This is a genomic window from Tabrizicola aquatica (assembly GCF_002900975.1).
Lineage (GTDB): Bacteria > Pseudomonadota > Alphaproteobacteria > Rhodobacterales > Rhodobacteraceae > Tabrizicola > Tabrizicola aquatica.
Genome location: NZ_PJON01000001.1, coordinates 1,545,927 through 1,564,926, shown reverse-complemented (window position 1 = coordinate 1,564,926; position 19,000 = coordinate 1,545,927). Strand labels below are relative to the sequence as shown.

At 66.8% G+C, this 19,000-nt stretch carries 17 protein-coding genes; 7 read left to right on the top strand and 10 right to left on the bottom strand.

The genetic code is table 11. The annotated features are described in order from the left end of the window. Positions 1-69 precede the first annotated feature (69 nt). The 5 genes from CXR42_RS07715 to CXR42_RS07690 all read right to left on the bottom strand — a co-directional run bounded on the left by CXR42_RS07715 (position 70) and on the right by CXR42_RS07690 (position 6,259). On the bottom strand, positions 70-1,416 hold the full coding sequence (locus tag CXR42_RS07715) for an MATE family efflux transporter (protein ID WP_425444845.1): 1,347 nt from the start codon (positions 1,414-1,416) through the stop codon (positions 70-72). Positions 1,417-1,479: 63 nt separating this feature from the next. Continuing rightward, positions 1,480-2,403: a nickel/cobalt transporter gene (locus tag CXR42_RS07710; RefSeq protein ID WP_103256832.1), complete on the bottom strand. Its 924-nt coding sequence runs from the start codon at positions 2,401-2,403 to the stop codon at positions 1,480-1,482. Beyond that, positions 2,388-3,035, bottom strand: a complete 648-nt coding sequence (locus CXR42_RS07705) for a DUF1007 family protein (protein ID WP_103256831.1) — start codon at positions 3,033-3,035, stop codon at positions 2,388-2,390. The genes CXR42_RS07710 and CXR42_RS07705 overlap by 16 nt, the downstream gene beginning before the upstream one ends. Before the next feature lie 187 nt (positions 3,036-3,222). Beyond that, complete coding sequence (gene ppk2 / locus CXR42_RS07700; protein ID WP_103256830.1) at positions 3,223-4,221, bottom strand: polyphosphate kinase 2; 999 nt, start codon at positions 4,219-4,221, stop codon at positions 3,223-3,225. 277 nt (positions 4,222-4,498) lie between these two features. Further along, positions 4,499-6,259: a bifunctional helix-turn-helix transcriptional regulator/alpha/beta hydrolase gene (locus tag CXR42_RS07690; RefSeq protein WP_103256828.1), complete on the bottom strand. Its 1,761-nt coding sequence runs from the start codon at positions 6,257-6,259 to the stop codon at positions 4,499-4,501. A 111-nt stretch (positions 6,260-6,370) separates the two neighbouring features. Between CXR42_RS07690 and CXR42_RS07685 the strand changes: the two genes are divergently transcribed. Continuing rightward, positions 6,371-7,030: a glutathione S-transferase family protein gene (locus CXR42_RS07685; protein ID WP_103256827.1), complete on the top strand. Its 660-nt coding sequence runs from the start codon at positions 6,371-6,373 to the stop codon at positions 7,028-7,030. A gap of 106 nt (positions 7,031-7,136) precedes the next feature. Here the strand turns inward: CXR42_RS07685 and CXR42_RS07680 are convergent, their stop codons facing one another. After that, the gene (locus CXR42_RS07680) at positions 7,137-7,727 is read right to left on the bottom strand and encodes a biosynthetic peptidoglycan transglycosylase (RefSeq protein ID WP_180995988.1); all 591 of its coding nucleotides are present in this window, start codon (positions 7,725-7,727) and stop codon (positions 7,137-7,139) included. A 380-nt stretch (positions 7,728-8,107) separates the two neighbouring features. Further along, on the bottom strand, positions 8,108-8,995 hold the full coding sequence (locus CXR42_RS07675; RefSeq protein WP_103256825.1) for an NAD-dependent epimerase/dehydratase family protein: 888 nt from the start codon (positions 8,993-8,995) through the stop codon (positions 8,108-8,110). A 119-nt stretch (positions 8,996-9,114) separates the two neighbouring features. Between CXR42_RS07675 and parE the strand changes: the two genes are divergently transcribed. The 3 genes from parE (at position 9,115) to CXR42_RS07660 (ending at position 12,685) form a co-directional block, all read left to right on the top strand. Next, on the top strand, positions 9,115-11,070 hold the full coding sequence (gene parE, locus CXR42_RS07670; RefSeq protein ID WP_103256824.1) for a DNA topoisomerase IV subunit B: 1,956 nt from the start codon (positions 9,115-9,117) through the stop codon (positions 11,068-11,070). Positions 11,071-11,082: 12 nt separating this feature from the next. Continuing rightward, positions 11,083-11,619: a hypothetical protein gene (locus CXR42_RS07665; protein ID WP_103256823.1), complete on the top strand. Its 537-nt coding sequence runs from the start codon at positions 11,083-11,085 to the stop codon at positions 11,617-11,619. Positions 11,620-11,995: 376 nt separating this feature from the next. Then, on the top strand, positions 11,996-12,685 hold the full coding sequence (locus CXR42_RS07660; RefSeq protein WP_103256822.1) for a DUF1194 domain-containing protein: 690 nt from the start codon (positions 11,996-11,998) through the stop codon (positions 12,683-12,685). Positions 12,686-12,775: 90 nt separating this feature from the next. Here the strand turns inward: CXR42_RS07660 and CXR42_RS07655 are convergent, their stop codons facing one another. The 3 genes from CXR42_RS07655 to CXR42_RS07645 form a co-directional block, all read right to left on the bottom strand. After that, positions 12,776-14,788, bottom strand: coding sequence for a capsular polysaccharide biosynthesis protein (locus CXR42_RS07655; protein ID WP_425444844.1), 2,013 nt, complete (start codon positions 14,786-14,788; stop codon positions 12,776-12,778). Positions 14,789-14,795: 7 nt separating this feature from the next. Further along, the gene (locus CXR42_RS07650) at positions 14,796-15,941 is read right to left on the bottom strand and encodes a polysaccharide biosynthesis/export family protein (RefSeq protein WP_103256820.1); all 1,146 of its coding nucleotides are present in this window, start codon (positions 15,939-15,941) and stop codon (positions 14,796-14,798) included. 85 nt (positions 15,942-16,026) lie between these two features. After that, positions 16,027-17,301 carry a capsule biosynthesis protein gene (locus tag CXR42_RS07645; protein WP_103256819.1) on the bottom strand — a complete coding sequence of 425 codons (1,275 nt, stop codon included), beginning with the start codon at positions 17,299-17,301 and terminating at the stop codon, positions 16,027-16,029. A gap of 141 nt (positions 17,302-17,442) precedes the next feature. On the opposite strand from CXR42_RS07645, the gene CXR42_RS07640 reads away from it, so the two are divergent. The 3 genes from CXR42_RS07640 (at position 17,443) to CXR42_RS07630 (ending at position 18,983) form a co-directional block, all read left to right on the top strand. Then, complete coding sequence (locus CXR42_RS07640; RefSeq protein ID WP_103256818.1) at positions 17,443-18,033, top strand: riboflavin synthase; 591 nt, start codon at positions 17,443-17,445, stop codon at positions 18,031-18,033. Between the two features lie 144 nt (positions 18,034-18,177). Beyond that, positions 18,178-18,726 carry a hypothetical protein gene (locus tag CXR42_RS07635; RefSeq protein WP_180995987.1) on the top strand — a complete coding sequence of 183 codons (549 nt, stop codon included), beginning with the start codon at positions 18,178-18,180 and terminating at the stop codon, positions 18,724-18,726. Further along, on the top strand, positions 18,723-18,983 hold the full coding sequence (locus tag CXR42_RS07630; RefSeq protein ID WP_103256816.1) for a hypothetical protein: 261 nt from the start codon (positions 18,723-18,725) through the stop codon (positions 18,981-18,983). The genes CXR42_RS07635 and CXR42_RS07630 overlap by 4 nt, the downstream gene beginning before the upstream one ends. Positions 18,984-19,000 lie beyond the last annotated feature (17 nt).

Genomic DNA, 19,000 nt, shown 5'->3' with positions numbered 1-19,000 from the left:
TGCGTCTCCTCGTCCGGGGGCCCGCCCTTGCGAGGAGTGCACGCAGTGCTCGACGAGCCCGCCCAAGGCTCAGACCCGGACCAGCCGCCAGAACCGCCACATCAGGCTGCCCGCCGCGCAGAACAGGCCCACCACCAGCCCCAGCCACAGCCCCACGCCCCCCATGTCCATCGGAAAGGCCAGCACATAGCTGCACGGGATGCCGATCAGCCAATAGCTGACCGCCGCCAGCACCATCGGCACCTTCGTATCCTGAATCCCGCGCAACAGCCCCAGCGCCATGACCTGCATCCCGTCGGCCAGCTGGAACAGCCCCGCCACCATCAGCAGGACCACGCCATAGGCCAGGATCTCGGCGCTTTCGGGCTTCTCCAGGTCCAGGAACAGCGCCACGATCGGCCGGGGCAGCGTCAGGAACAGCGCGACCGAGGCGACCGCGATTACCAGCGACAGCGCCACCGCGACGACCGCCGCCCGACGCAGGCCGGGCCAGTCGCCCCGCCCCTCGAACCGGGCAACCCGGATCGTCGCGGCGCTGGAAAGGCCGACATGCAGCATGAAGGTCAGCGCCGCCACTTCCAGCGCGATCCCGTGTGCGGCAAGCTGCACCGTGCCGATCCACCCCATCATCAGCGCCGAGGCATGGAACAACCCGCCCTCGGCGACCCCGGTCAGCCCGATCGGCACCCCCAGCCGCCAGACCTGCCGCAGCGCGACCCAGTCCGACCGCCAGAAGCGCTGGAACAGATGGAACCGGCGCAGGGCCGGCAACAGCCCGGCATAAAGCGCCAGGACGATCAGTGAAAAGACCTGCACCGTCACCGTGGCGACCGCCGCCCCCTGCGCGCCCAACTCGGGGAACCCCCAGTTCCCGAAGATCAGCGCCCAGTTGACCGCGATGTTCAGCCCCACGGCGGCCAGCGTGACCCAAAGCACCACCTGCGTCCGCCCGAACGCCGACAGATAGCTTTGCAGCACCGTCACGCACAGCGCCGCCACCATGCCCAGCCCGGCGATGCGCAGGTAATCCTGCCCGATGGCCGCAACCTCGGGCTTCTGGCCCAGGGCCAGAAGGATCGGCCCCGACCACCAGAACACCGGATAGACCACCGCGCCAAAGCCGATCGACAGCCACAGCCCCATCCGCGTGTCACGTCGCACCTGGGTCTCGTCGCCCCGCGCCAGGGCGGCCGCGACCATCGGCAGCACCGCCTTGGCAAAGCCCGAGCCAAGGACAAAGACGATGAAGAAACTCGACGCGCCCAGCACGACGGCGGCCAGCGGCACCACGCCATACCAGCCCATCATCACCACATCGGTGACATGCAGCGCCATCTGCGCCAATGAGGATCCGGCAAGCGGCAGCCCCAGCGCCAGGGTCTCCCGCGCGTGGGTCGAGGTCGTCATCTGTGTCATGGCCGCAGGCTTACGCGGGGCCGCGTGGCTTCACAACCCACCCGCTCCGCCGCAGCGCAGCGTCTAAAGCGACTGCCACAACAGCCCCAGCGCGGCCAAAGCCAGCGCCGCGCCCGCCGCAAGTTCCAGCACCGGCATCGCCCGCGCGACCCGGCCGCCGCCCAGGCCCGCCAAGGCCCCCTCGCGCGCCCAGACCGCCAGCAGGGCGACCCCGACCGTCACCAGCGCGGTCCCCAGGCCAATCGCAAAGGCCCCCGCGATGCCCGCCAGCGCGATGCCCAATTGCCAGGTCACCACCAGCACGAACAGGGCACCCGAGCAGGGCCGCATCGCGATCCCCCCCACCAACAGCGCCGCATCCCGCCACCCCGTCACCCGCGCCACCGCCTCGACCGAGGGGCCATGCGCATGGCCGCACCCCGGCCCATGCACATGCCCGTGCCCGTGATCATGTGCGTGTCCATGGTCATGCCCATGCCCCTCGGCAGGCCCCGCGCCCCCCCGCAACCCGCGCGCCCCACGCCAGACCAGCCACACCCCAAGCGCCGCGATCATCGCATGGCCGAAGGGCGTTACCCAATCATCGGCCGCACCCTCGACCCGCCCACGCTCCAGCCCCAGAACCAGGACCACGCCATAGACCAGCGCCACCGCCACCGCCGCCTGCGCCAGGCTGGACGCAACCGCCAGCCCCGCCAGCCGCCCGACCGGCACCCGCCGCGCGACGCCATAGCCGCCGATCACCAGCTTGCCATGCCCCGGCCCCGCCGCATGCAGCACACCGTAAGCCAGGCAAAGCCCCCAGAACGCCGCCAGCGCCCCCGGATCGCCCCGCCGCAAGGCCCGGATCGCGCCCGCCAGCCGCTCCTGCGCCGCCCGCTGCGCGCCCTGCAGCCAGTCCGCCAACCCTGCCAGCGCCCCGGTCGCCCACAACAGGCCCAGGGTCACCACCAGCACCAGCCCCGCCAGCATCAGGGCGCGGCGCATGTCACCCGCACCTCTTCGGCGAAATTCGCCCCCACGGCCGGAAACTCGGCCTCCAGATCGACGTCGGGAGTGTACTCGGACAGCGCCGCCAGCAACGCTTCCTGCGCCGCGTCCAGATCGGGGACAAAGACCTGCGCCGTGCAGCCCGCGCCGCCCGTCAGAACCGCACGTTCGGGGATCGAATAGGCCACATAATACCCCGGATCATAGGCCTGCACGACCAGCGGCACGTCGCCCACCGGCACCGGCTTTGCAAACACCCGCAGATGGGTCGAGGTGATCTTTCCCTCCGCATAGCTTGCGCCAAACTCCTGCGGCCCCGACAATTCCAGCGGCGCCTCGCCCAAAAGGGCATGGGTGTCTCCGGCAAAGCCCGCGTCCCAGTTCATGTCGAACCCGGACAGACGCGCGACCTCATCCTCGGTCAGCATCTCGTCGCCATCCGGGTCCAGCCCCAGGTCGGCGGTGATGTACAGCGAGTACAACTCGTCATAGGTCCAACCGATGCGAACCCCGGTCGCCTCGTTCCGCTCGTTCAGGATGACCTCGACCTTGGTCTCGATCCAGACATGCGGATGGGCCAGCACCGGGCCGGCCAGACCGCATCCAAGAAGAACCACAGCACAGCGCATGGCGCGCAACCTAGTCAGCCCCGACGCCCCTGCCAAGGGGGCCAACCGCAACCGGCAACAACCCCCGCTTTCCCTTCCCCAAATATCCCGGGGAGCTCGAGGGGCAGCGCCCCTCGTCAGCCGAGGAGGAGGCGAAGCCCGACGACGAGACAAAAGCCGCGCGCGCCAGCGCTCAATTCAGCAACCGTCAGCCCCGGTGCATCGCCGGATGCGTGGCCGAGTCGTAGATTTCCGGCCCCATCCCCAGCACCTGCACCGCCCGGCCCACGATCAGCGGGTCGGGCTGGCCGATCACCGCGTGGTCCTTGTTGGGATAGTCCAGCGTCGACAGGAAATGCCGCATGCAGTTCAGCCGCGCCCGCTTCTTGTCGTTCGACTTCACGATCACCCAGGGCGCGTCGGCGGTGTCGGTGTAGAAGAACATCGCCTCCTTCGCCTCGGTATAGTCGTCCCACTTGTCCAGGGACGCCTTGTCGATCGGCGACAGCTTCCACATCTTCAACGGGTCCGTCTCGCGCGCCAGGAACCGCGCGCGCTGTTCCTCGCGCGTCACGCTGAACCAGTATTTGTACAGCCGGATGCCCGACCGGACGAGCATCCGCTCCAACTCCGGGGCCTGGCGCATGAACTCCAGATATTCGGTGGGCGTGCAGAAGCCCATCACCCGCTCTACCCCCGCGCGGTTGTACCAACTGCGGTCGTAAAACACCATTTCCCCCGCCGTCGGCAGATGCGCGATATAGCGTTGAAAGAACCACTGGCCCTTTTCCACGTCGCTGGGCTTGGTCAGCGCGCAGACCCGGGCATAGCGCGGGTTCAGATGCTCCATGAACCGCTTGATCGTGCCGCCCTTGCCGGCCGCATCACGGCCTTCCATCAGGATGACGAACTTCTGCCCGGTCTCCTGCGCCCAGATCTGCACCTTCAGCAGTTCCGCCTGCAGCTTGGCCTTCTCGGCCTCATAGCTGACGCGGCCCATCAGCCGGGCATAGGGGTAGCGGCCGGATTCAAAGGCCTGGTGCAGCGGCGTCTCCGCGACCGGAAACGCCTTTGGACCCGCAGCCTCGGCCTCGGTCTCAAGGGTAAGGGCCTCCGGGGCAAGGGTTTCGGGGGCAAGCGCCTCCGGAACGGGCGTGGCCACTGCAGGCGCATCCGTGCGGGCGTCGATCATCTGGCTGTCGTCCATGGGCATCTCCCGGATCTGCGGCTTGGAAAGGGTTGGTCCCTTCCAGCACGAAATGCCGCGCGACGCCTTGACGCGGATCAAGCCGGGCGGCGAATTCCGTTGGCGCGCAGGCCGACCGCTGCAGAACAGGAAAGGGCGGCAGGTTCCAGATCCTGCCGCCCCCGCCGCTTTCAAGGATTTGTCGGAAAAGGTCCCGCCGCCAATATCGCGCGACCCCTTCCTGTTAGCTGTCGCTGCGTCAGACGGCATACCCCAAGTTGAGTAGACCGGCGAAAAATCAGTGGCCCGTCCCAACCGCAGCGCCCGCTGCCAGCATCCGCTGCACCGCGTCCAGCACCTGCGGCCAGGCGGCAAAGAACAGAAGCTGTCCGGTCTCGGGCAGGAACTCGACGGCCAGATGCGGATACTCCGCCGCCAGTTCGCGGATCGTCTGCACCGGGGATTGCGGGTCCTGGTCGCCCTGCAGCAGCCTGACCGGCACCCGCACAGCCCGCACCACTGCCGACCAGTCCTTCTCGGACCCGATGCATTCGGCCGTAAAGGCCGCATGGGCCGACCACTTCGCCGACATGCAGACGTCCGAGCCTTCCAGCACCGCCGCCTTCACCTCGGCCAGGGCAAAGGTCGCCATATCGGCCGCACTCCCGCCGTTCACCTGCCGGAAGAACGGCTCTTTCCCCAGCCGCCGCGCCAGGCTGAACCCGGCCTGCACCAGGAAGGGCAGCACGCGCGGGGCGTGACGGGCATTGGCCAGGATGAAGCGCTGCCACTTGTCCATCCGCTCGTATTGCGCCGGCGTGCGGATCGGCAACTGGCAGGCCGCGCCGACGATGCCCCGCACGAGGTCCGGCCGCGTGTTGGCCAGGTGCATCGCAAAGCGCAGATCGGCCCCCAGCGGGATCGCCACCGCCCCCTTCAGGCCGAGATGGTCCAAGACCGCCGCATAGTCCTGCGTCACCCCCTCCAGATGGTCGGCACCCTTGGGCAAGGGATCGGTCCGACCATAGCCCGCCCTGACCGGCACGATCACCCGCAACCCCCGGGCCGCCGCCGCGCGCTCCGCCGCCGCCGGCCAGCGGATCAGCCCATAGTCCAGGTGCATGTACAGAACCGGCTGCCCCGCCGGATCGCCAAAGCTGATCCAGGTCAGCCGCCGTCCGTCCACCGCCCGCATCTCGCGCCAGGGCCGCGGCTCCAGCTCGCCGCGGGCGGCAGGTCCGGCCTGACCCGCGACTGGCACCAGCGCCACATCCATCAGCCCCAGCACCACCCGCACCAGTTCCGCCTGGCTGTGCGTCTCGGTCTTGGCCAGGACCGAGCGGACCTGCGTCCGCACCGTCTCCAGCGACCGCCCCCGCGCCTCGGCGATATCGCGCAAGGGCAGGCCCAGCGTCACGCCGCGCACGATCTCGACCTCGGCCGCGGTCAGCCCGAAGGCCTCTTGCACGGTGGTGGCGAACCCCTCGGGCCAGACCAGTTCGGTCGAGACGACCAGCGCCAGCGGCTTCGGCCCCTCGACCGGGCTGACGCGCAGGATCACCGGACTACCCGTGACGGTCGACCGGATGCGCAGCGTCACCACCTTCTCGGCCTTGCGCAGCGCCACCTTGCGGATCACGCCCTGCAACAGTTCACGGTCCTCGGGCTCGAAGGGCAGGGCGGCAAAGGGCCCGCCTTCGGCAATCCCGAAAGCCAACCCCGCCGCCCGGTTGCAGCCCGCCACCTGTGCCCCGCCATCCGCCAGAAACGCGGCCGAGCGCGGGATCTCCTCCAGCACCGAGGGCTGCCCGTCCCGCACCGCCGCCGCGTCATAGCGGTCCAGAAACACCGTCGCCCGCGCCAGATGCGCCTCGATCTCGGCGTCCTCCAGCGCGATGGCACTGTCGCGCAAGGGCGCGACGCGGCCCTCCCAGACCTCCAGCAACTCTTCCAGCCGGATCGGGTCTACCGCCACGTCATACAACCGCTCGACGATCTCGGCCCGGTGGTCGCGATCGGCGAATGAGGCAGTCGTGGAGGTCGGGCCGGTAGAGGTCATGGCACCAGCAGACAGGGTTAGGGCCGCCGCGCAAGCAATCCCATCTCGGACGGCCCTTTTTCTTGCCTTCTACACCCACTAGGCTGCTTTCGTCACCACAGGAGTCACCCGATGGCCACCCTTTACGGAGTCTTCCGCAGCCGCGCCTCGCGCCCGATCTGGCTGCTGTACGAGTTGGGCGAAACGTTCGACCACGTCCCCGTCATCCAGGCCTACCGCCTGCCCCAGGCCAGCGCGCCCGACGCGCCGCTGAACACCACCTCGCCCGCGTTCCTGCAAGTGAACCCGCAGGGCCAGATCCCGGCCTATGTCGAGGGCGACCTGGTGCTGACCGAGAGCCTCTCCATCACCAACCACATCGCCCGCACCCGGGGCGGCGACCTTGGCCCCCGGACCCCGGCCGAACAGGCGCTGATCGACCAGTGGACGCTGCTGGCCGTGACCGCAGTAGAAGGCCCGGCGCTGGAGATCCTGAACATCCAGGGTGCAGGCGGCGACAAGACCCCGGAAGGGCAGGGCGCCATCGCCATCTGCGCCGAGAAACTCCGCCGCCCGCTGAAGCGGCTTCAGGCGCACCTGTCGGCGCATCCCTGCCTTCTGGGCGACCGCTTCACCGTGGCCGACCTGAACCTTGCCGAAACCCTGCGCTACGCCCAGGGCCACCCGACGCTACTGGGCGAATTCCCGGCCGTGAAGTCCTGGCTGGAGCGGTGCCAGTCGCGGCCCGCGTTCCAGAAGATGTGGGCCGCCCGGATGGCCGAACCGGCGTAAGGGTTGCACCTGCGGAGCGGGGGGTTTCACACCCCCCGCACCCCCCGTGGGATATTTGAAGAAGGGAAAGTGGGCAAAGCGGCGGTTGCTTGCTGCGGCCTGCGTATCAGGTGCCACACCCTTGCTGCGGCATGGTCACGGCAAGAGGGTCATTCGCCGACTGTCGCGCCTCATCCTCGGTTATGAAGCCGGCCTTTGCCATTTCTGCAAGCACGAAATCGCGGCGCTGCAAGGCCTTGTCCGGTCCCTGCGCGGAATCGAACAGGGTTGGTGTTCTTGCAAGTGCGGCGAGAAACGCCATCTCGCTCAGGCGCAGTTGCTCTGGCGGCCGGGCAAAATAGGCCATCGCGGCGGCGTCGACCCCGAAGCAGTTCCGCCCCAGATAGATCCCGGCCATGTACCAGGCAAGGATTTCATCGTGGCTCAGGGCATCCGACAGCGCGATACCGACCTGAAGCTTCCGCAGTCGCCGCTTGATCGATCGGTCGCTGCCGTCGGGCGGGTACCATTGCGCAATCGTGGCCGTCAGGGTTGACCTGGCCGGAACCTCGTCGAAAAAGAATCGGTCTTCCGCCGCAACGAATGCCGTGCCCAGCAGCCGAGGTTGCGTGGGCCGTCCTGCTGTAGCCGCATCATAAGCCATATGAACGGCCTCCGGTGTCAGCGCATCTGCCAGATTGTCGTCGAAGTCGGCCAAGGCGGGACTTGCGACGGCGAAAGCCAGGGCGACGGCCCGCATTCCCAGCCGAATGGCCTGCGTCAAGGATTTCCGACTTCGCATGGCGCCACCGCCCGAACCTTGTCTTGATGTGACATCTGCGCCGTGCCACGAACCTCCAGCAAGGATTGCGCGGCGTCAGCCTTCGGTCAACACCCCGCGGGAGGCCAGGCCAAGCCGCGGGGTGTCTTTCCCTTCGCGGTCATCGGCGTCCCCGCCTGTACCGCCCAGCCATGATGGACCGAGTCGGGTAAACACCCGATTAACGTTAACCCGCGCCGTCTCAAGAATGGCTTTCTCTTCCCGAAATATCTCACGGGGGGTCCGGGGGGTGTGAAACCCCCCGGTCCGGCGCCCGATCAAGGCACATACTTCTGCCAGGGATGCGCTTCCTTGAACCCCAGCACCTCCCGGATCTTGCGGTTGGACAAGAGGCCCTCCCGCTCGCCCACCGGCCGCGACAGGGGGACGTTGGGGAAAAAGCGCGGCAGCAGTTCCGAGTTCGGCTGCGGCACCGCGTTCTCGTCGTTCACCGCGTTGAACACCTGGAACCCAAGGCCATCCGTCTTCAGACACAGGTCCACGATCTGCCCCAGGTCCCGCGCGTCGATGTAGCTGAAGGTGATCCGCCGCCGCAGCCCCGGATCGTCCTTCAGCGCAGGGAACAGCGTCGCATATTCATGCGGTTCCACCACATTGCCGATCCGCAACGCATAGACATCCGCCCCGAAGCGGCGTTGCAGGCTGCGGGCCGTGACCTCGTTCACCTTCTTCGACATGCCGTAGCTGTCCATCGGATCGATGTCGTAATCTTCCTCCAGCGGCAGCACCTTGGGGTCCACCACGCCGTCGCTGAAACAGACGCCATAGGTCGTCTCGCTGGACGCGATGATCACCTTGCGGATGCCCATCTTCAACGCCGCTTCCATGACGTTGTAGGTGCCGACCGTGTTCACCCGGTAGGTCTCGGTATCCGGCACCATCAGATGCCGGGGCACGGCGGCGAAATGCACCACCGCGTCGAAAAGCTGCGCGCCCGCGGGGCTTTCCATCTCGTCATAGCCGGCATGGGTGCGCATCGCCGAATAGACCTGGCCCGCATCGGTGATATCGCCCATCAGGTCATGGACCTCGGGATGCCCCAGCGGGACCTTGTCGAAGTTCAGCACCCGATGGCCGCGCTCCACCAGATAGGGCACCACATGCCGCCCCGCCTTGCCCGACCCGCCCGTGAACAGTATCCGCATCGCATCTCTCCTCTTTGTCCGTGAACCTAGGCCGCCCGGCCGCCCCCGACCAGACCCCACATCTTGCGCCTCTCCCCCGCAAGGTGATCTAATGCGGCCACGCCCAGACAGGACATCCCATGCCGAACGACCTTCTCTCCCAGGCCGCGACCACCTATGACGCCTCCTCGATCGAGGTGCTCGAAGGCCTGGAACCCGTCCGCAAGCGCCCCGGCATGTACATCGGCGGCACGGATGAGCGTGCGCTGCACCACATGGTCGCCGAAATCCTGGACAACGCGATGGACGAGGCCGTCGCGGGCCACGCCAACCGGATCGAGGTGGAACTGCACGCCGACAACGCCGTCACCGTCCGCGACAATGGCCGTGGCATCCCCGTCGATCCCCATCCCAAGTTCCCCGGCAAATCCGCGCTGGAGGTGATCCTCTGCACCCTCCATGCCGGCGGCAAGTTCTCGAACAAGGCCTACTCCACCTCCGGCGGCCTGAACGGCGTCGGCTCCTCGGTCGTGAACGCCCTCTCCGACCGCATGACCGTCCAGGTCGCCCGCAACAAGGAGTTGTACGAACAATCCTTCTCGCGCGGCATCCCCCAGGGCCCGATCGCCAAACTCGGCCCCACCCCGAACCGCCGTGGCACCACCGTCACCTTTCACCCCGACCCCGAGATTTTCGGCTCCCAGACCCTGAAACCCGCCCGCCTTTACAAACTCGCCCGTTCCAAGGCCTATCTCTTCTCGGGCGTCGAAATCCGCTGGAAATCCGCCACCCCCGACGGCGACACGCCGATGGAGGCGACCTTCCACTTCCCCGGCGGCCTGGCCGACTTCCTGAACGAGTCCCTCAGGAAACTCACCACCTACGCCGAACGTCCCTTCGCCGGCCGCGTCTCGTTCGAAGAAAAATATCAGATCCCCGGCTCGGTCGAATGGGCGATCAACTGGACCCCCGCGCAGGACGGCTACCTCCACTCCTACTGCAACACCGTCCCCACCCCCGAAGGCGGCACGCATGAGGCCGGGTTCTGGGCCGCGATCCTGAAAGGCATCCGTGCCTATGGCGAGCGCGTCAAGAACCGCAAGGCCGAGCAGATCACCCGCGACGACCTCCTCACCGGCGGCTGCGCACTCCTCTCGATCTTCATCCGCGAACCCAGCTTCGTCGGCCAGACCAAGGACCGGCTCTCCACCGAGGAAGCCGCCAAATGGGTCGAAAACGCCGTCCGCGACCATTTCGACACCTGGCTTGCCGCCGACCCGAAATCCGCAGGCGCGATCCTCGACTTCCTGGTCCTCCGCGCCGAAGAACGCCTGCGCCGTCGAGAAGAAAAGGAAACCCAGCGCAAGACCGCCACCAAGAAACTGCGGCTCCCCGGCAAGCTCACCGACTGTTCCTCGAAAACCCGCGAGGGCACGGAGCTTTTCATCGTCGAAGGCGACTCGGCCGGCGGCTCCGCGAAAGGCGCCCGCAGCCGCGAGACTCAGGCCCTCCTCCCCCTCAAGGGCAAGATCCTGAACGTCCTCGGCGCCGCCTCTGCCAAGCTGAACGACAACGCCGAAATCCGCGACCTCTGTGAGGCTTTGGGCACCGGCATGGGCACCCGCTTCAAGCTGGACGACCTGCGCTATGAAAAGATCATCATCATGACCGACGCCGACGTCGACGGCGCGCATATCGCCAGCCTGTTGATGACCTTCTTCTTCACCCAGATGCGCCCCCTGATCGACAAGGGCCACCTGTATTTGGCCTGCCCGCCCCTCTACCGCCTGACGCAGGGGGCGCGGAGGATGTACGTCGCCGACGACGCCGAGAAAGAGCTTTGGCTCGCCAAGGGGTTGGGAGGAAAGGGGAAAATCGACGTCCAGCGATTCAAGGGCCTGGGAGAGATGGACGCCAAGGACCTGAAAGACACCACGATGAACCCGGCTACGCGGAAGCTGATCCGGGTGTCGATTGACGAGGACGAACCGGGGGATACCAGCGACCTCGTGGAGCGCCTGATGGGCAAGAAGCCGGAATTGCGCTTCCAGTACATCCAGGAGAACGCGCGGTTTGTGGAGGAGTTGGATGTTTGACGGGCGCTCACTATGATCTATGAAAGCTGGCCTTGGCGGCGCGAGCTCACTCGGACAGCGAACCGAATAACGCAGGTCCTGAATTTCAAATACATTCGGAGTGATACTTTCGATCTTCTGGAGCGGGATATCTTCATCGGGTTCTTCTCTGTGAGGAAGTTGATTGAAGCCGGAGCGAAGATTGAGAAAAGAGTTGCTGAAATGCAAATCCCCGTCGAAAGGTGCAAAGCGCTGCGCCCGATGGGTTCCTATGAACGCTTTGAATTCTATGACTACTTCGACTTAGATAGGCCCTACTTGGTGCAGACAAGTGTAAGCTATCTCGCAAACCAAATGATGCACTCACTTTTATTCAGTTTCGGATCTATTCGTGACGACGCCAGTTTAGGCATCTTCTTCGTTTCGGATAAGGACCGCCTAAAGTTCTGCAACTTTGTCGACCTTGCCACAGTGTCGACGATATTCAGTGAAGTTGCATCGAGTCATGCGAAGCACATAACTCTTTCAAGTTTATCTGGTGGCGGACGTAGCCTAATTGCTACGCAATGATCCATGCATCGCGCTGACCCAAGCAAGCTTAGTGTGTGCCAACCTACCGCCCCAAACCCCGTCAGATTTGCCCAAAGCAAATCTGACCGCTCCATACCCGCCCCCCGGTCGCGGTCCGCTTTGCCCCCCGCCGTCATCCAAGACCCCGCCCCGGGCCTGATCCGGGGCCTCCTGTGTCACCGGGAGACCCCGGCTCAAGGCCGGGGTGGGGTGTCTCCAAGCGACCCCCCGTAGGTCGGGCTTCAGATCGGCTCCCCCAAAAACACCCCTACCATCCGGTTAACGCCCACACTCAACCCCTTGCCGCCGCAAGGAAACTCCAACCCACCCACCGTGGACACTTGCCGCGACCCACCCCCGCCCCATATCCCACCCCATGCGGACATTGGCCCTCCTCCTCTGCCTCGCCACCCCCCTCCAGGCCCAGGAGGTGGACCTCGAACTCGTCCTCCTCGCCGACGCCTCCGGGTCGATCACGCAAGGCGAGATCGACTTCCAACGCGAAAGCATCGCCACCGCGATCACCGATCCCGCCGTGCTGGAGGCGATCTCGAACACCCTCACCGGCTCTATCGCCGTCACCTACGTCGAATGGGCCGCCAACCAGGCCACCGTCGTCGGCTGGACCATCATCGACAGCCCCGAGACGGCCGAGGCTTTTGCGGCCGCCCTCCTCGGACCCCCCCGCCTCGCCACCGGCCGCAACGCCATCGGCAACGCCCTTCTCGAAGGCAAGCGGCTGATCGAGACCAACGACATCCCCTCCCTGCGGCAAGTGATCGACTTTTCCGGCGACAGCACCGGCAATTTTTCCGGCGCCAGTATCGAGGACGCGCGGGCCGAGGTCCTTGCCGCCGGGATTGTCATCAACGGCCTGCCGATCCTGGACGAAGGCCCCGACGACCCCCTGCTGCAAGAGTATCAGGACCGCATCATCGGCGGCCCCGGCGCCTTTGCCATCCCCGCTCTCGGGCGGCAGGATTTCGTGACCGCGCTGCGCCGCAAGCTGATCCTGGAAATCGCGGGCCAGGTGCCAAACCAGATCACCCCCGTCTCGGCCCCCTAAGTGCCGCGTGGACAGGTGTTAAGAAACCCCTAACGTCCGCGACCAAGTTTCGGAAAACAAAAGAAAATCCTAGAATGTCCACCGTGGACACTACCGCCAGAGCCAGGCCCACCCGGCCAGCCACCCCTGCAGCTTCGCCAGCCCCCGGTTGACCGCCCCGGCCCCCAGCCCCTGACCCGACTCCAGCCGATCCAGCACCACCTCCACCGGACAGGCCCGCTTCGAGACCGGATCCCAATACCGCGGATATTCAACCAGCGCCGCGTGAACCAGCCGCTCCAGGCTGACCTTGTCCCGCCAGCCCGGCACCGCCCCCAGATCCCGTGTCAGCCCCCGCCCGGCATAGAACGGCGCCCCAAGGCAGGTTACCGGCACCCCCCGAACCAGCGCCTCGAAGCCCAGAAGCGAGGTCATCGTCCAGACCTCCGCCACCGCCCCCAGCAGCGCCGCGGGGTCCGCCCTTTCGATCACAAGATCGGCCAGTCCCCCGTCCATTCCCCCCGCCCGCAACCCGGCCACCACGTCTGGGTGCGGCTTGTAGATCACCACCGCCGAGGGGTTCGCCTCCCGGACGGCCCGCAGCAGGTCCAGGTTCGTCCGCACCGCCCCCGCCCCCCGCAGGATCGAGGCGTCGTCCTCTACCTGGCCCGGCACCAGGATGCGGTGGCCAGGGGGCAGGGGGGGCAGCGGCGGGGCGGGCAGGTTGTATTTCGAAAAGCCCCCCGCCCGCAGCCGCCCGATCAGCGCCGCAGCCCGCACCTCACCCCCGGGCGGCATCGGACGGGACAGGATGTCGTCCAGCCGCGAGGGGCGCGAGGGGTCGTAGTAGATCCCCCGGTCGTCGGTGACCAGTGACAGGGGCGGGACCAAATCCGCCCCCAACCCGCGCGAGCGCAGGAACCCGTCCTCGACCCGCAGGCAAGGGGCCTTGGGCTGAAAGCCGGGCGGCTCTTTCCCCGCCCAGATCAGCAGGCCGCGGCCTGAAGTGGCAGCCAGTCGGTCGGCGGCCACGGGATCGTCGCGGAACCGCAGCGGCCCGAAGAAGTGCTGCAGATGCGGGCGCTTCCACAGCCGCATCCCGGCCGCGACGTGCCCCCTCCGATCCTCGCGGAAGGCGCGGGTCTCGGCCTCCAGCTGATCGATCACGTCCTCGACCTCGCACAGCCGGTCTCGGCAAGGGTCGTACCACAGCGGCGCGAGGATCATCGCACCGGCGAAAAGCTGTTCAGCCGTCAGTCGGGCGGTCCGGCGGGGCAGGGGACGTGCGTCCTGGGTCAGGCCCCAGCCGGCGTAGAAGGGCTGGCCAAGGACATGCGGGCGGTGACCGTGCAGGATCGCCTCGAACCCCATCTGCGACGAGACTGTATAGACTGCAGCCGCCCCGGCCAGCAGGGCATGGGGCGACACAGGATCGGTGAACAGGGTCACGCGGCCCCCGGCGTCTTGCGGGCCGAAATGTCCGGGGCGAAGGCGCGCAGAAGTCTCGGGGTGGGTGCGGATCAGGATGCGGCGGTCGGGATAGTCGCGGCAGGCGGCGTCGAGGAGAGCGGCGAAGTCGGATGCCTTGGCCCCGGAATGACGGATCGATGCGTCGCCCCGGGTCTGGTCGACGACCAGAACAAAGCCTGGCTCGGGCACGGGCAGTGCGATGTCAAAATTGTTGTATTTTGAAAGGTGAAGATGGCGAATTCGCTCAATTAGTTGGGAGGCACGCAGCAGAAGGTTCGAATTCTGCAAATCCTCCGCAAGAAGTTGCTCCAGCCGAGAGGGTGCTGCACTGTCAAAATGCACGCCAACCGGATCGATCAGCAGCCCCAGTGGAGCCTCGCCCAAGCGGCCGGGATGGATCGAGCGAAGGAAGGCGTCCTCGACCCGGATGAGGGGGCAACCGCGCCGTGCGGCAAGACGCTCTCCGCGCCAGGCGGTTGGGCTACGCCCCCAGACCAGCACGCCGTCGCCCGGTCCGGGCAGGCCCAGGTGCAGCTCGTGCCCGGCAAGTTCCAGGATGCGGTGCAGCCGGTGGTTCCGCGCGATGGAAAGGTTCTGGTGCCAGAGCCGCCGGGGAACCCCGGTCAGCCCCAGCTTCCGCCCCGGCCCATCCACGACGCGGTCAGTTGCTGCCGGAATTGGTGGTGTTCGCCAGGTTCGTGGCCGCACCCGCAGTGCCGGTGATCGCGCCCAGCGTCTTTTGCCACTGCACGAAGGGTGCCTCGGTGACATAAAGCGTGTCGCCGTCGCGGATCTGGAAATCCCGCGCCTCGAACAGGCCGGTCGGCTCGGTCAGGTCCAAGACGTAGACGACGCGCTGGTCGCCCACCAGATCGGTGCGGCCCAGAACGGCATTGGCGATGGCCTCGGTCTCGTCGCGCAGCACGAAGACGCCGGTCGGATCGGCTGATGAGGTCGAAAGCCCACCGACAGTCGCGATGGCCTCAAGCGCGGACATCGTTGCACTTTCGAAGGGGACGCGGCTTTGCGCACCGGTCGCGCCAAGGGCGATGAAGCTGCGGCTGTCTTCCTCGATCACGATCTGATCGCCGGGGCGCAGCGCGATGTCCAGCGACGGGTTCTCGTACAGGTCCTGCAGCCAGATCTTGCCAGTCGCCCCGCCGCGCGTCACGCGGACGATGGCAACCGCCGGGTCGATTGTAACGCCGCCGGACTGGGCCAGCATGGCGCCCAGGGTGCGGGTGCCGGGTTCGATCGGATAGACCCCATTGGCGCCCGCCTGACCGGCGATCGACACGGTCGCGCCGTCGCCGGCAAGGCGGGTCACGGTGATCTGCGGATCGGGCGTCTGGTCCTCCAGTTGCCGGGTGATCGCCTGGCGCAGCCCCTCGGGCGTCTGGCCGGCGGCCTTGATGCGCCCGGCATAGGGGATGTAGATGAAGCCTTGGCCGTCAACCTGGACTTCCTGCAGGGGCGTCACGCGCTGGCCGGTATTGCCCAGAAGCGGGTCATCCTTGACGTTCTCGAACACGGTCACGCCCAGGGTATCCCCGGCGCTGATCACGTCCGAGCCGATGACCCCCGCCTTGCGGAACCCGTCGCTGAAGCCGAAGCTGGGTTGCATCGCAGTTGCACGGCTGACCTGCGGCGTCACGGTCACGATGAACGCATCGCCCTTGCGGTCGACCGAGCCGGCCATGATCTCGCGCTTGTTCGGGCCGCTGCGCGGCAGGCCGCAAGAGGCGACCAAAGCCACCGAGGCCAGAAGCACCACGGCCCTTGCCAACTTCGTGCCGGTTACTCGCACTGCCCGTATCCCCTGCGTTCCGCTTTGCTTTTGTGGCGAAAATCTATCCAAAGCCCCGCGACTTGACCAGCGGGCGCAGCCGATTTCAGCGGACGAGCTGCAACTGTTGCCGTGGTGCCGCGTTCCCCGACAAGAGCGCCTGGTACGGATCCTCGGGCGAGAGCATCAGATCTACCACCTGTCGTAGCAGCGCGCGCCGCCCGCGCGAGGAATAGAAGCCGCCGACCACTTGCGAGGTTTCCAGCAGAAACTGCCGATAGTCGCGATAGGCCCGGGTATCCGGCCGCTTGGGCGTGGTGAAGAACTCTTCCAGCGGCTGGTGCGAGACGAATTCGGGCTTGGCATAGACGGCGGTCCCGAAGGTCCGCAGCGGCAGCCCGCGCCACAGCGCCTGTTGCCCGGCGGTGGAATTCACCGTCACGGCCGAGCGCGCGTCGTTCAAAAGCTGCGCCAGCTTGCCACCTCGGACAAAATGGACGCGGTCGGAAATCCCGTGCAGCCGGGCCAGGCGCCGGATCTCGGGCTTCAGCGGCACGCGGCCATCCTCCAGCGGATGGGCCTTGAAGACCAGGTGGTGATGCTGCGGCGCGCCCTTGGCAAAGCCGTCGATCACCAGGGCCAGAAAGTCGGTCATGCTGGCGAAGGGAGAGTGGTCGCGGAAACTGGCGTCATGCTCCAGCTGCAGGATCGCCAGGTGATAGGGAAAGCCGCCATTGCGGATGCGAAGGGTGGCCAGCCGCCGCTCTAGCCGGTGGAACGGCATCAGCAGGAAACGGGCAAGGTGCAGGCGGAATTCCTGGCCCACGGTCAGCGCGCGATGCGGGCGAAAGTTGCGATAGGCGCGGAAGCCAAGCGCGACGAACCCGTGATACAGCGCGCCCCAGAACATGTGCTGGCGCATGTCGCCCCAGGTGCCGGGCGTGTCGGGCAGGTCGCGGTCCACCCGGTCCAGTGCGGCCTGCATCTGGGCCAGGTCCAACTGCATCAGCCGGGAATGGCCGTTCGCGCCGCCGCGTTCATAGGTCACCCAATAGGGGCGCAGATAGCCTTCCTCGAACACATGCACGGTGATCCCCCGCGCCTGCGCCTGCCGCACGGCCTGCGCATGGATCGGCCGCGTATCGCCGTAGATCACGAGGTCGGTGATGCCCAAACGCTCCATCAGGCTGGCGCAGGTCTGGGGCCAAGACTCTTGGCTGTCGTTGAACGGGATATAGCCCGCGCCGGGCCAGGATACCCGGTCGCCCAGGTTGAAGCCGACGCGCCAGGTCTGGACCCCTGCCGCGCGCAACAGCCCGGCCAGCCGGTAAAACCAGGGGCCATGCGGGCCTTGCAGGAACAGGAAGCGGCGGTCGGTCACGGGGTCCCTCGTCTCGCCCGGTTCTTGCGCCGGAATACAGCGGAAATGGCGGGAAATCGTGAAGAGATCAAGGCGGCGCGGACCGTGGGCTTGCCAGCCGCGCGGGGTCGCTTTACCTCGGATGCAAAGAGGAGAGCGCGGATGTTCACCGGAATTGTCACCGATGTCGGCCGGATCGTCGAGACCAGGGTCACCGGCGACCTGCGGGCGCGGATTGCCACGGGCTATGATACCAGCCGCATCGACATCGGCGCCTCGATCGCCTGCGACGGGGTCTGCCTGACCGTGGTCGCCCTGGGCCCCGAAGGCTGGTTCGACGTGGAAATCTCGGCCGAGACGGTTTCGAAAACCAATCTGGGCGGCTGGGTTCCGGGCAAGCGGGTCAACCTGGAACGCGCGCTGAAAGTGGGCGACGAACTGGGCGGGCACATCGTGTCGGGCCATGTCGACGGGCTGGCCGAGGTGGTGCGCGTGGCGCCCGAGGGCGGGTCAGTCCGCATCACCTTCCGCGCCCCCGACGCCCTGGCCCGCTTCATCGCGCCCAAAGGCTCGGTCGCGCTGAACGGGACCTCGCTGACCGTGAACGAGGTCGCGGGGGTCGAGTTCGGGGTCAACCTGATCCCGCACACGCAAGAGGTGACGACCTGGGGCGAGGTTGCCGTGGGGGATTTCGTCAATCTGGAAGTGGATACGATGGCCCGCTACGTGGCGCGGCTGCGCGAATACGACTGAGGCCGCGCCCTTGCCTGGCCCCGGGGGATTTCACATCCCCCCGCGTCCAGTGGTTCTTGAACCAATGGCGCACCACTGGACGCACCTGTGGGATATTTGTGCAAATGTGAAAGACAATTTGAATCAAATGCCACGGAGATTGTGATGGGCGAGATCGGGCATAACGGAGGGCCCTCGCTGGAGGGCGGGGTAAGCTGGCGGAGGCACTGCTGGTCCTCGGCCCGCGCGCGGTTGTTGCCCACCCTGCCGATCGAGGTGGTGCGCCTGCGGGTCAAGCGGGCGCAGGCCTTGGGGCTGGACTACAAGACCTATGCCGGGGTGCGGGCGGCCACGGGGAATGACGTGGTGGCGTTTCTCTTTTCCTCCAACGCGTTGCGGGTGTCAGTCTTGCGGCCGGCCTTGCCCCAGGACCGGGCGGCGAAGCTGGCGGCGGTGCAATGCGGGCGGCTGGCGCTGGCCGTCGCCCCGCTGACGCCGGGCATGGTCGCTGCGGCCAATCCGGTGCTGGATGGGGTCTGGCCTGCGCCGTACGCGCTGGCGGGGTTCGGCGAGATGCGGGATCGCTTGCGGGCGGCGCTGGGCAAGGTGCCGTCGGATCAGGTGATCCTGGTCGGCGACCTTGGGCTGGAGCGCGACTGGTGCGCGGCGGGGCGGTTGGCGGGCTATCTGCCGGCAGAGCGCTATTTCGGATGAGGCGGGCCGGGGACATCGCGCTGCTGGGCGTGCAGTGGGCGCTGGTGCTGGCCGGGCTTTACCTGCTGCTGATTGCCGCTCATCTCTATGCGACGGGAATGCTGTCCGATGGCAGCGCCGCTGCGATTGCGTTTGGCGACTATTTCGTCGTCCCAGTGTATCAAAGGCTGGTGCAGGCGCTTGTCCACGGGCTGTGTGCGCTTGGCCTTGGTGCGGGGCTTTTCTACCTGCGCCGCTTGTCCTTTGGACGCCAATAGAAAACGGCGGCCCCAAG